Origin of the sequence: Buchnera aphidicola (Acyrthosiphon lactucae) (assembly GCF_005083565.1) — a bacterium.
In the GTDB taxonomy this organism is placed as follows: Bacteria; Pseudomonadota; Gammaproteobacteria; order Enterobacterales; family Enterobacteriaceae; genus Buchnera; species Buchnera aphidicola_AH.
The window spans coordinates 223,978-237,783 of the sequence record NZ_CP034891.1; the positions used below are offsets into that span (position 1 = coordinate 223,978).

A 13,806-nucleotide genomic window follows, 5' to 3' on the forward strand; every position below is an offset into this window, starting at 1 on the left:
TACCATGTCAGAACGTTTATATAATGACGTGGATCCAATTGAAACTAGTGATTGGGTGCAAGCTATTGAATCTGTTATTCGTCAAGAAGGTCGTGAAAGAGCTCATTTTTTAATTGAACAAGTTTTAAAAAAATCTAAAATTGATAGAGTAGAATTTTTTAGATGTTTTTTTACTAGTGACTATGTTAATACTATTTGTAGCGAAGATGAATTTGAATATCCTGGAAATCTTATTATAGAAAAGCGTATTCGTTCAGCAGTTCGTTGGAATGCTATAATGATGGTACTACGTGCATCAAAAAAAAATTTAGAATTAGGTGGTCATTTATCATCTTTTCAATCTTCTGCTACAATATACGAAGTATGTTTTAATCATTTTTTTCGAGCTAAAAATGATAATGATGGAGGTGATTTAGTTTATTTTCAAGGTCATATTTCTCCAGGTATTTATGCTCGATCTTTTTTAGAAGGACGTTTATCAGAAGAGCAAATTAATAATTTTAGACAAGAAGTTGATGGTATAGGTTTATCTTCTTATCCTCATCCTAAATTAATGCCAAATTTTTGGCAATTCCCTACTGTATCTATGGGTCTAGGACCACTTTGTTCCATTTATCAAGCAAAATTTTTAAAATATTTACAAAATAGAGGATTGAAAAATACTTCCAAACAAGTAGTTTATGCCTTTTTAGGCGATGGTGAAATGGATGAACCAGAATCTAAAGGTGCTATTTCTATAGCTGTGCGTGAAAATTTAGATAATCTAATATTTATAATTAATTGTAATTTACAAAGATTAGATGGTCCTGTAGTTGGAAATGGAAAAATTGTCAATGAATTAGAAAGTTTTTTTTATGGTGCAGGATGGAAAGTTATAAAAGTTATATGGGGTAGTAGATGGGATTATTTATTAAAAAAAGATAAAACTGGAAAATTAATTCAATTAATGAATGAAACAATTGATGGAGACTATCAAACTTTTAAATCTAAAGATGGTGCGTATGTTCGAAAATATTTTTTTGGTAAATACAAAGAAACATATGAATTAGTTAAAGACATGACTGATGAAGAAATATGGAAATTAAATAGAGGAGGGCATGATCCTAAAAAAATGTTTAACGCGTTAAAAAAAGCAAAAGAAACAAAAAATAAACCAACAGTTATTCTAGCACATACTGTTAAAGGATATGGAATGGGAGTTAGTGCGGAAGGTAAAAACATTGCTCATCAAATCAAAAAAATAGATATTAATGGCATAATACATATTCGAGATCGTTTTAATATTCCCATATCAAATGATGATGTAAAAAAATTACCATATATAACTTTTAAAAAAAATTCTGAAGAATATTGTTATATACATTCACAACGAAAAAAGTTAGGTGGTTATATTCCCTTTCGTTTATCTAGTTTTACTAATCAATTAGTTTTACCAGATTTAATTGATTTTAAATCATTATTAGAAGAACAAAAAAAAGATATCTCTACAACTATAGCTTTTATACGTGTTTTAAATATTATTTTAAAAAATAATTCTATTAAAGATTTAATAGTGCCAATTATTGCTGATGAAGCACGAACTTTTGGAATGGAGGGATTATTTCGAAAAATTGGTATTTATAGTTCTAGTGGTCAAAAATACATTCCTCAAGATCGAGAACAAGTAGCATACTATAAAGAAGAAAAAAAAGGTCAAATACTACAGGAGGGCATAAATGAATTAGGTGCTGCTGCATCCTGGTTAGCTGCTGCAACTTCTTATAGTACTAATAATTTTCCTATGATTCCTTTTTATATTTATTATTCAATATTTGGTTTTCAAAGAATAGGGGATTTATTTTGGGCTGCTGGAGATCAACAAGCAAGAGGGTTTTTAATTGGTGGAACTTCAGGTAGAACTACGTTAAATGGTGAAGGATTACAACATGAAGATGGACATAGTCACATACAATCTTTAACAATTCCTAATTGCATATCTTATGATCCCTCTTTTGCTTATGAAATTGCTGTAATTATACAAGATGGATTGAGACGTATGTATGGTCCTTCCCAAGAAAACATATATTATTATATTACTACAATTAATGAAAATTATTATATGCCTGCCATGCCTCTAGGTGTAGAAGAAGGTATTTGCAAAGGAATTTATAAATTAAAAACTTTACATGGTACTGCATCAAAAGTACAGTTAATAGGATCTGGTGCTATTTTACGCTCTGTTTGTCAAGCTGCAGAAATTTTATTAAAAGACTATTCTATTACCACAGATATATATAGTGTTACTTCTTTTACAGAATTAGCTAGAAATGGCGAAGATTGCGAACGATGGAATATGTTACATCCTAAAGAAAAGAATAGAATCGCATATATAAAACAAGTTATGAATAAAAATCCTACTGTTGCAGCTACTGATTATATGAAATTGTTTGCTGAGCAAATTCGTCATTATATTCCATCAAAAGAATATCATGTTTTAGGAACAGATGGTTTTGGCCGTTCAGATAGTCGAGATAAATTGCGTAATCACTTTGAAGTAAATGCTCATTATATTGTTGTAGCTGCTTTAAATTTATTAGCTAATATAAATAATATTAAGAAACAAGTAGTAGAAGATGCAATTATTAAATTTAATATTAATATTAATAAAATTAATCCGCGTTTAGCTTGAGAGGTAAAAAAACAGTGGATATAGAAGTAAAAATGCCTGATATTGGGTTAGAAGAAGTAGAAGTAATTGAAATATTAGTTAATAACAATGAAAAAGTAGAACCAGAGCAAGGGCTAATAACTGTGGAAGGAGATAAAACTTCTATGGAAATACCCTCACCTACATCAGGTATTGTAAAAAATATTTATATAAAAATTGGTGATAAAATTCGAACTAATTCTCTTATCATGATGTTTGAAGTTAATAACTTTAATTCTAATATACAGAAAAAAGAAGAAAATCATTTAGATGAAAATATTAATTTAAATCTTGATAAAAAACTTAAAGAAGATATTTTTCCACATGCCACTCCAGTTATAAGACGTTTAGCACGTAATTTAAATATTGATTTATGTACTATTGTTGGTACTGGTCCTAAAAATAGGATTGTAAAAAAGGATATAGAATTATATCAAAATAAAATTAAAAAAAAATTTTTAGAAGAAAAAAGTAAAATTTGTACTAATAATGATAATCAATCGAAAGAAGAAGAGTATGAATTAAATAATATTCAAAAAATAATTGGTCATAATCTACATCAGAATTGGATAAATATACCTCATGTAACACAATTTGATGAAGTTGATATTACTATATTAGAAAAATTTCGTCAAAAATATAATAATGAAAATAAAAATCAAAAAAAAACAAGTAATAAGATTACAATATTAGTTTTTATAATTAAAGTAATTGCATATGCATTAGAAAAATTTCCTATTTTTAATAGTTCTTTAACTTCTCATAATAAAAAAATTATTTTAAAAAAATATATTAACATCGGATTTGCTATAGATGTTGACAATGATTTATTTGTTCCTGTATTAAAAGACGTTAATAAAAAAAATATTGAACAATTATCTTTTGAATTAATGTTACTATCAGAAAAAGCCCGAAAAAGAAAATTAAATATTTCAGATCAGACAGGAGGGTGTTTTACAGTATCTAATTTAGGAGGTATTGGGGGGAGTTGGTTTTCTCCGATTATCAATGCACCTGAAGTAGCAATTCTTGGAATTTCAAAATCTCAGATAAAACCCTTATGGAATGGAAATGAATTTATTCCATCTTTAATGTTACCATTATCTTTATCTTATGATCATCGTGTAATTAATGGGGCTTATGCAGCGCATTTTATCACATTTATTAGAAAAATTTTATCTGATATACATTTTTTAATCATGTGATTTTTATGTATTTAAAATTATTGAAATATTACTTAATAAGAGGTTATAATGCATCAAAAAATTTACGCACAAGTTGCAATTATTGGATCAGGTCCATCAGGTTATTCTGCAGCTTTTCGTTGTGCAGATTTAGGTTTAGATACTGTTTTGATAGAACGTTATAATAAATTAGGAGGTGTTTGTTTAAATGTTGGTTGTATTCCGTCAAAAGCGTTATTGCATATAGCTAAAGTTATTAAAGAAGCTAAAGAATTATATAAAACAGGCGTTTCTTTTAGTGAACCCATAGTTGATATTGAAAAAATTAAAAATTGGAAAGAAAATGTTATAAATCAACTAACAAATGGTTTATCTAGTATGAGAAAAAAAAGAAAAATAAGAATTTTTCAAGGAAATGCTATTTTTGATACTGATAAAAGTCTTTTTGTAACAAGTAAAGAAGATAGATTTTCTATTTTTTTTGATCATGCAATTATTGCAACAGGTTCTAAACCAATTAAAATTTCTTCGATACCTAATGATGATATAAGAATTTGGGATTCAACTGATGCATTATCATTTAAAACAATACCCAATCGTTTTTTAATTATAGGAAGTGGTATTATTGGTTTAGAAATGGCTACAATATATAGTGCATTAGGTTCAAAAGTTGATATTATTGATCGATTTAATCATTTTCTTCCTGCAGTAGATAAAGATATTACTAATGTATATATAAAATCTATTAATCAAAGATTTAATTTAATGTTGAATACTCATATAGATAAAATTGAACTAAAAGAAAATGGATTAACAGTAGATATAGTACAAGAAAATATTTCTAAAAAAAATGTATTTTATGATGCTGTATTAGTAGCAATAGGTAGGACTCCTAATATTGATACATTGAAATTAGATAAAATAGGATTGAAAATAAATAGTTTAGGTTTTATTGATGTGGATAAGCAGTTAAAAACAAATATACCTCATATTTATGCTATTGGTGATGTAACTGGTGCACCTATGTTAGCTCATAAAGGAGTTCATGAAGGTCATATTGCCGCAGAAGTTATTTCTGGTAAACAACATTATTTTGAACCCAAAGTAATCCCATCAATAGCATATACTGAACCTGAAATTGCTTGGGTTGGATTAAATGAAAAACAAGCTAAAAAAGAAAATATAAATTATGAAATTGCAAATTTTCCTTGGAGTGCATCAGGAAGAGCTATTGCTTCAAACTGTAGTACAGGTATGACAAAATTAATTTTTAATAAAGAAAATAATAAAATTATTGGTGGTTCTATAGTAGGGACAAATGCTGGAGAATTAATTGGTGAAGTTGGACTTGCTATTGAAATGGGATGCGATGCTGAAGATATTGCATTAACTATTCATGCCCATCCTACTTTATATGAATCAATCGGTTTATCTGCAGAAATTTTTCAGGGTACAGCAACAGATGTATTAAATGTTAAATTTAATAAATAATTATTGATTTTTTAAAAGCTCTATTTTTATATTAATAAAATTTTTTCAGAAAAAGAAAAGATTATAGAAATTAATCTTCTATAATCTTTTCTTTTTCTAAAAAAAATTACTAATTCTGCATTACTATTAAATTTTTAAACACATACTACTAGATAGAATCTATCATAGATATATTGCGTCCATAATAAATTTCACGCATTTCCCTCCAAAGTAAATTGACAATATTAGAACGTTCCTCTTTTTTTAGATCTTTTAAATCAATATTAAATAAATAATTATTTAAATGAAATTCTCTTAATAACATTCGAGTATGAAAAATATTTTCTTGATATACATTTACATCTACCATATCATACATTGATTTTATATCATTTGACATAAAATTCTGAATAGAGTTTATTTTATGATCAATAAAATGTTTTACCCCGTCAATATCTCTAGTAAATCCCCGAACGCGATATTCAATTGTGACAATATCTGATTCTAATTGATGTATAAGATAGTTCAATGCATTCAAAGGTGATATAATTCCACATGTTGAAACTTCTATATCAGCTCGAAAAGTACAAATTCCACTTTGAGGATGACTTTCTGGATATGTATGTACACAAATATGGCTTTTATCTAAATGAGCTAGTACAGAAGATGATACAATTTTATTGTTTAAAACATTTATTTTCTCTATATTAATCGGTTCTTCACATACTAAAATAGTTACACTTGCACCCTGAGGTTCATAATCTTGATGGAATATATTTAAAACATTAGCACCAATAATCGAACAAGTTTCTTTTAAAATTTTAGTTAATCTAATAGCATTATATTGTTCATCAATATAAGCAATATAACTATTACGTGAATCGTTAGTATTCGCATAGCAAATATCATAGATACAAAAACTTAGGCTTTTAGTTAAGTTATTAAAGCCATATAATTTTAGTTTTTGCAATTTAATTACTCTCCTATGAAAGGATTTTTAACTTTCATTTAATGCATTAAGAATATATTGAGGTAAATAAAAACTACTTATATGAATTTTAGCGTTATAGTAATTAAAAGCTAATTTTGTATTTTTTATGCGTGATTGTATATTTATAAAACTATTTTTACGAAATTCTATATTATTAGTACCCCATGCAAACATCATAATTCCACCATAATAAGTGGGAATATTTGCTTGATAAAATTTTGTATCATAAAAATATTTTTTTAAATTTTTATAAGTAAGAATAGTTTCATTTTTTTGAAGAAAGAAAATACCATTTTGCGCTACAAAAATTCCGTTTTGTGTAAGACAATTCTTACAATTAAAATAAAATTCTGAAATAAATAAATTTTTTCCACATCCAACTGGATCTGTAGAATCTGATATGATTAAGTCAAATTTCTCTTTAGTATTCTTTGTAAAATTTAAACCATCATCAATAACTAGTTTTAATCGAGAATCTTCATAAGCATTATTGCTATGATTTGGAAAATATTTTTTACATAAATTAATGATATTAATATCAATTTCCACCATAGTAATTTTTTTAATATTTTTATGTCTACATACTTCACGAAGTATACCTCCATCACCTCCGCCTATGATTAATACGTTTTTTATTGAACCATGAGCAAATATGGGTATATGAGTTAACATTTCATGATATATAAATTCATCATTTTCAGTTGTTTGAACAATATCATCTATTACCATAATTTTGCCAAATATAGAATTTTGAAAAATCATCACTTTGTGATGAGGAGTTTTTTTTTTATATATTAACTTTTCAATTAGAAAATATTGTCCAAGATGACAATAAAGTTTTTCATGCCATATTTTTTTCTGATCCATGGGTATATTTGTATATCCTATAAAATTTAACCTTATAGATGATTTTGGGATTAATAAAAAATTACGATTATTATGAAATAGTAGATTTTATTTTCGGAATTTTAAAAAGAAGAATAATAATTTTTGTAAAAATGAATTTCTTACTTATATCACAAATTTTTTATGAAAATTTTTAAAAAAATGAAAATTATGAAAAAATTATCTTAATAGAGGTTATCAAAAATAATATAAGAATGCTATTATTTATTAAATAGATTACATGATATTTATATATTGATTAGATTTTCTAAAATTATTTTTAAAAATTTAGAAAATTGAAATGATGCAATTGAAATATTTTTTTTAAAATTTAAAGTGGCATTATTATCAGATAAATCAGAAATAGATTTTATAACGATAAGAGGAATTTTAAATTTGTAGCAAACTTGAGCTATTGCAGCAGATTCCATTTCAACAGCTATTGCAGAAGGAAAGTGATTTTTTAAACTTTTTATGCGTAAATTTTCTCTAATAAATGAGTCTCCGCTAATAATTAGTCCTTTTGTAAATTTTAATTCATATTTATAAGAATTCTGTTTACAAAATTTATATATTTTTTTGTTAATTATAAAATTTTTTGGGTATTGAGGTATTTGCCCTCGAAAATATCCAAAATTTGTTAAGTCTACATCATAATAACATGTTTTATCAGGTATAATAATGTCACCAATTTTTAATAATGAACTTAAACTTCCAGCAGAACCGCTATTAACAATCATATCTGGTTGATATAAATTAATAAGAATCATGGTTGCGATACTAGCTGAAACTTTTCCTATTCCTGATTGTATTAAAAAAATATCATTTTTTTGAAATTTTGCTATATGAATTTTGTAATTTTCAATTTTTTTCTCTATATATGGTTTTATTATTTTTTTAATTGTTTCAGTCTCTTGACTTATAGCGCTTATTATTCCAATTTTCATTTTAATATGATTTATGTTGAATGATAAAAAATCATACAAGATTATTTAATATATCTTGTTATATTTTAAATACTAAATGATGAACCACATCCACATGTATTTTTTGCATTTGGATTAGAAACTATAAACTTAGAACCTTCTAGGTTTTCTAAATAATCTATTTGACCACCATATAAATACTGCAAACTAATAGGATCAATAATTAATGAAATATCTGATTGAGTGATGATAATATCATCTTCGTTTATTAATGAATCAAAAATAAACTGATATTGAAAACCACTACATCCACCCCCAATTATATAAATTCTTAGTTTTAAACTATTATTCTCTTGTATTTCCATAAGATGTTTTATTTTTTTAATTGCTTTTTCAGTAAATTTAAGATAATCTTTAGAAGATTTTTCCATTTTTATTTTATTCTCATAATTTTTTAAATGCATATATATTTGACATAGATGTTCTATTTTAATTTTACCATAAATAAATATTTTTTAAATATTTTATATTTTTTTAATTTATAGTATGTCCATGCGCCGATAAAAAATACAGTCATTATTGGCGCAGGTTATTAAGGATAATAATATTATTAGTTAATACTGAATTCAATTTTTTTTAAAGGGATGTCTAAAAAAACTTAAAAAAATTAATCTGCTCTTTTACGAAGAAAAGATGGAATATCTAAATATTCTGGTTGTTTTTTAATTTTTTCCTCTGAATTTTTTATTTCTTTTTTTATAATTTTTTTATCTATTTTTGTTGGAGAGATATTTAAATATTGATAACGATAATCCATTAAAACTTCTCGAGAAGATTTGTTTTTTATTTGATTAATTTCCGCATTTTTTTCTATTCCAATACCAGTAGCAACAACTGTTACACGAAGAGAATCATTCATATCAGGATCTAAAGAAGTACCTATAACAACTGTTGCATTATCTGAAGAAAAAGATCTAATAGTATTTCCAACTGTTTCGAATTCATCTAATTTTAAATCAAAACCAGCAGTAATATTAACTAATACACCGCGTGCACCAGATAAATCTATATCTTCTAGTAAAGGACTAGATATAGCTATTTCTGCAGCTTCTTCTGCACGATTTTCTCCAGAAGATATTCCAGTTCCCATCATTGCATATCCCATTTCTACCATTACAGTACGTACATCAGCAAAATCTACATTCATCAATCCAGGCCTTGTAATTAATTCAGCAATTCCTTGTACTGCTCCTTTCAAAACGTTATTAGCTGCACTAAAAGCATCAAGTAAAGAAATTCCTCGACTTAGAACTTTTAATAATTTATCATTAGGAATTGTAATTAAAGAATCTACATATTTTGATAGTTCAATTATGCCTTGTTCTGCCACTATGGTTCTTTTTTTACCTTCGAAATTGAAGGGTTTTGTTACTACAGCAACAGTTAAAATACCTAATTCTTTTGCAATTTCTGCTACTACAGGAGCAGCTCCAGTTCCAGTTCCTCCTCCCATACCAGCTGCTATAAAAACCATGTCAGAACCATCTAATGCGGATTTTAGTAGTTCTTTATCTTCTTCTGCCGAATTACGTCCAATTTCTGGATTAGCTCCAGCACCTAATCCTTTTGTTATATTATTACCTATTTGTATAGTTTGTCCTACTTCTATTTTTCTTAAGGCTTGTGCATCAGTATTCACTGCAAAAAATTCAACACCTTCAATACGTTCTCTAACCATATGTTCTACTGCATTTCCACCTCCACCTCCGACACCAATTACTTTAATTATTGCGTTATTACTTAATTCTGCAGGTTCAAACATGATTTATTTCCATTATATATCTATATTTTATAAAGTTTTAAGTATAATATATTTTTAAAACTCTTTTTTAAACCAATTATTAATTTGTTTAAACATTTTTTTAAGAAAAGAAATTTCTTTGTTTTTTTTATCAATGTTTATATAAGATTCTTTTCCATAATGTAATAAACCAATTACTGTTGAATAATTTGATTCAGTTATGTTTTCTATTAATCCAGAAATATTAAAAGGTTTAGCAATTCGTATTTTTTTATTAAAAATTTTTTCTGCACAGTCGCTTAAATATGAAATTTTTGACCCACCTCCAGTAAGTACTATGCCACTTAATAACTCATATTTTTCTCCTCCTTTATGAAGTTTTTTCTGTATATCAACAATCTTATCTTGTACCAAAGATAATAATTCAATATATCTAGATTCAATGACTTCTATTAATGTATCTTCTTGAAAAGTATTTTGAAAATTATTATTAGTATCAGACAAATCAATATTTTTTGATAATCCTAAAGATGGTTTTTTTATAGAACCATACTTAATTTTCATATTTTCTGCATCATAGTAAGAAGAACTAAAAGCATAGGATATATCACTAGTTACAATATTTCCAGCGTATGGTATAACTTGGCTATATTGTATAGAACCATTAATATAAATAGTAAAATCTATTGTTCCTCCACCTATATCAATCATACATACGCCAAGATTGCATTCATCTTCAGTTAAAACAGCTTTACTTGAAGCGAGGCCTGAAAAAATAACTTGATCAACTTTTACATCGCATTTTTCTACAGCTTTAATAATATTTTTAGCCATATTTTTATGACAAGTAATTAAATGAACTCTTACTTGCATACGAACTCCAGATAAACCTATAGGATTTTTTATTCCAGATTGTTGATCAATTGAGTATTCTTGAGGTATTACATGTAATATATGATGTTCATTAGGAATTTGAACAGATTTTGCAATGTGTATTACATTTTCTAGATCTTCTTTTGTTACTTCATCTTCAGAAATTGGAATTATACCTATTTCGTTTTGACAGTGAATATATTTGTTAGATAAAGATAGATATACAGAAGTAATTTGACAATCTGCCATAATTTCAGCTTTATTAATAGATTCTTGTATACATGAAACTATTAAATCTAAATTATTTATTCTACCTTTATCTATGCCTTTAGATGCACAAGTTCCAAATCCAATAATTTTAATAGTGTTATCTGTTAATATTTCTCCTACCAAAGTTACGACTTTAGTAGTACCAACTTCTAATCCGACTACTAATTTTCTGTCTTTTGATATGATCATTATTTTTTAGCCTGTACTTTATTACTTTAGTCATTTCTTTTTTTAAATTAGCTAATTTCTTATTTTTTTATATATTTAAGTATAAAAGTCACATTAATATTTTTTAAAAACAAACTATTCTAGTTAACTTTATTTTGAAACAAATTTTAATTATTCATATTTAAAATTAATAAGACTAGTTCATCAAATGATATTCCTATTTCTTTTGCGGACATTGGAACTAAACTTCTATTTGTCATACCAGGTATAGTATTTACTTCTAATAACCAAAATTTATTTTGATTATCTAATATAAAATCAATTCTCCCACATCCACTACATCCTAGTGTATTCCATGCTAAGATTGCTATTTTTTTTAGTTCTGTTTCTTGAGTTGTATTTAATCCACTTGGACATAAATATTGAGTAGAAGAAGATATATATTTAGCATTATAATCATAAAAATTATTTTTAGTAGAAATATGAATAGAAGGTAATATCTTTTCACCTAGAATAGATACTGTATATTCTTTTCCTTTTATAAATTTTTCAATAAGAATATTATCATCATAATTAAAAGCTTTTTTTATAGCATTATTAAGTTCTTCAAGACAAGATACTAGTGTTATACCTATACTTGATCCTTGACTATTTGGCTTAATTAAAAGAGGAAATCCTAATTTTAATGTTTTTTTTAATATAGATTCATATAAAGATGGAGTATTTTTTTTTTTGAAAGATAAATATCAGGCGCTGTCAAAAGACCTTGAGATCTCCATAATAATTTAGTTCTAAATTTATCTATAGAAATTGAAGAAGACATAATTCCACTACCTGTATAAGGAATATTTAAATATTCAAGAACTCCTTGAATACTACCATCTTCACCACCTTTTCCATGTAATGAAATGTATACTTTATCAAAACCTTCTTTTTTTAACCGCATTATAGAATGATCACGTGTATCAATTGGATGTGCATTTATTCCAGATTTTAATAAACTTTTAAGAATGGCATATCCTGATTTAATTGAAATTTTTCTTTCAGAAGATATTCCACCTAATAAAACTGCTATTTTTTTTTTCATTTTATCACTTTTTTATTTTTAATTAATATTTTATGAATTATTGTATCTATATTTCCGGCACCTTGTATTAAAACAATATCGTTTCCATTTAATTTAGATACAAGAGTATCTAATATTATATTATTATCAGAAATTAAAGTTACATGATTTTTTCTTAATTTTTTTATATCACTATAAAGCGAAAAACTATCTGCACCAATAATAAATTTTTCGTTTGCAGAGTATACATTTAATATTAAAAGCACATCAACTTTAGATAAAATGTGAACAAAATCATGATATAAATTATGTGTTCTTGTATACCGGTGAGGTTGAAATATCATTATTAAGTTCTTATTTGGCCAGCTAAGACGTATAGTTTTAATAGTTTCAGATAGTTCTGTAGGATGATGTCCATAGTCATCTATTAACATACAATTATTATTAGTATAAATACCTTTTTTCATTGAAAGAAATCCAAGGAATTCAAATCTTCTACAGGTACCTTGAAATTTTTTTAACGATAAAATTATATCATGATTTTTTAGACCCACATGGATCGCAAGAGCAATAGCAGCGGCTGCATTTAATGCATTGTGTTTACCAGGTATATTTAGTGTTATATTCAATTTTTTATTATTTTTTATAATGATTTTAAAACTTCCAACGAAACCATTTTGTTTATAGCAAAGAATTTGTATATCTGAATTTTTATTAAATCCATATGTAATTAATTTGCATTTAATATTAGGTAAAATATCACAAATAGCGTTATTATCTATACATACTATAGCAGTTCCGTGTAAAGAAATTTTTTTTAAAAAAACTAGAAAGGCATGTTGTAATTTTTTAAAACTATGATAATAATCTATATGATCAGCTTCAATATTAGTTACAATCACTATTTTTGGACTTAAATATAAAAAAGAAGCGTCACTTTCATCTGCTTCTACAATAAAATAACGAGAAGAGCCTAATTTTGCATAAGAATCAATTGATTTTATTATTCCTCCGTTAATTATAGTAGGATTTAAACCATTTTCCATAAAAATATCTGAAATCATTGAGGTGGTGGTACTTTTTCCATGTGTTCCAGAAATTGCTATTCCAAATTTAAAACTCATCAATATTTCAAGCATTTCTGCTCTTAATAATACAGGAATATTGTTTTTTTTAGCAGCAATTATTTCTTTATTTTGTGATGATATAGCACTAGATTTAATAATAAAATCAATATTTTTAACATTTTTTTCAGCATGTCTAAAATATATAATTGCTCCTAAATCGATTAGTTTTTTTGTAATTAAATTTTTTGACAAATCAGAACCGCTAATTTTATATCCTAGTTTTAATAAAATTAAAGCAATTCCTGCCATTCCTGTACCACCAATTCCAATAAGATGAATATTTTTATTTTTTTTTTCAGAAATAAAAAAGTTAATTTTTTTTATATCTTTCGTATTCATACCTTTATCTTTTTAATTTT

10 protein-coding genes and 1 pseudogene are annotated in these 13,806 nt (G+C 25.8%); 3 read left to right on the forward strand and 8 right to left on the reverse strand.

Features of this window, described 5'->3' with window-relative positions; genetic code table 11:
• The first annotated feature begins 4 nt into the window (after positions 1 to 4).
• Genes aceE through lpdA form a run of 3 tightly spaced genes read left to right on the forward strand, consistent with a single transcriptional unit; the run spans position 5 to position 5,361 of the window.
• Complete coding sequence (gene aceE / locus D9V61_RS01040) at positions 5 to 2,668, forward strand: pyruvate dehydrogenase (acetyl-transferring), homodimeric type (RefSeq protein ID WP_158339397.1); 2,664 nt, start codon at positions 5 to 7, stop codon at positions 2,666 to 2,668.
• A gap of 14 nt (positions 2,669 to 2,682) precedes the next feature.
• Positions 2,683 to 3,891 carry a 2-oxo acid dehydrogenase subunit E2 gene (locus tag D9V61_RS01045; RefSeq protein ID WP_187308781.1) on the forward strand — a complete coding sequence of 403 codons (1,209 nt, stop codon included), beginning with the start codon at positions 2,683 to 2,685 and terminating at the stop codon, positions 3,889 to 3,891.
• A 48-nt stretch (positions 3,892 to 3,939) separates the two neighbouring features.
• On the forward strand, positions 3,940 to 5,361 hold the full coding sequence (gene lpdA / locus D9V61_RS01050; RefSeq protein ID WP_158339398.1) for a dihydrolipoyl dehydrogenase: 1,422 nt from the start codon (positions 3,940 to 3,942) through the stop codon (positions 5,359 to 5,361).
• Between the two features lie 148 nt (positions 5,362 to 5,509).
• Here lpdA and speD read toward each other — a convergent pair whose 3' ends face one another.
• The 8 genes and pseudogenes from speD to murC form a co-directional block, all read right to left on the reverse strand.
• The gene (speD, locus tag D9V61_RS01055) at positions 5,510 to 6,316 is read right to left on the reverse strand and encodes an adenosylmethionine decarboxylase (protein WP_187308786.1); all 807 of its coding nucleotides are present in this window, start codon (positions 6,314 to 6,316) and stop codon (positions 5,510 to 5,512) included.
• A gap of 21 nt (positions 6,317 to 6,337) precedes the next feature.
• Positions 6,338 to 7,198, reverse strand: coding sequence for a polyamine aminopropyltransferase (gene speE, locus D9V61_RS01060; RefSeq protein ID WP_158339400.1), 861 nt, complete (start codon positions 7,196 to 7,198; stop codon positions 6,338 to 6,340).
• A gap of 266 nt (positions 7,199 to 7,464) precedes the next feature.
• Positions 7,465 to 8,163 carry a 5'-methylthioadenosine/adenosylhomocysteine nucleosidase gene (locus D9V61_RS01065; RefSeq protein WP_158339401.1) on the reverse strand — a complete coding sequence of 233 codons (699 nt, stop codon included), beginning with the start codon at positions 8,161 to 8,163 and terminating at the stop codon, positions 7,465 to 7,467.
• A gap of 65 nt (positions 8,164 to 8,228) precedes the next feature.
• Positions 8,229 to 8,573, reverse strand: a complete 345-nt coding sequence (gene erpA, locus D9V61_RS01070; RefSeq protein WP_158339402.1) for an iron-sulfur cluster insertion protein ErpA — start codon at positions 8,571 to 8,573, stop codon at positions 8,229 to 8,231.
• 236 nt (positions 8,574 to 8,809) lie between these two features.
• Complete coding sequence (gene ftsZ, locus D9V61_RS01075; RefSeq protein WP_158339403.1) at positions 8,810 to 9,964, reverse strand: cell division protein FtsZ; 1,155 nt, start codon at positions 9,962 to 9,964, stop codon at positions 8,810 to 8,812.
• Positions 9,965 to 10,018: 54 nt separating this feature from the next.
• Positions 10,019 to 11,275 (reverse strand): cell division protein FtsA, encoded by a 1,257-nt coding sequence (gene ftsA / locus D9V61_RS01080; protein ID WP_158339404.1) that lies wholly within the window; start codon positions 11,273 to 11,275, stop codon positions 10,019 to 10,021.
• Between the two features lie 146 nt (positions 11,276 to 11,421).
• Positions 11,422 to 12,341, reverse strand: a pseudogene (locus D9V61_RS01085) (D-alanine--D-alanine ligase).
• Complete coding sequence (murC, locus tag D9V61_RS01090; RefSeq protein WP_158339405.1) at positions 12,338 to 13,786, reverse strand: UDP-N-acetylmuramate--L-alanine ligase; 1,449 nt, start codon at positions 13,784 to 13,786, stop codon at positions 12,338 to 12,340. Before murC ends, D9V61_RS01085 begins: the two are co-directional and overlap by 4 nt.
• Positions 13,787 to 13,806: the final 20 nt, after the last annotated feature.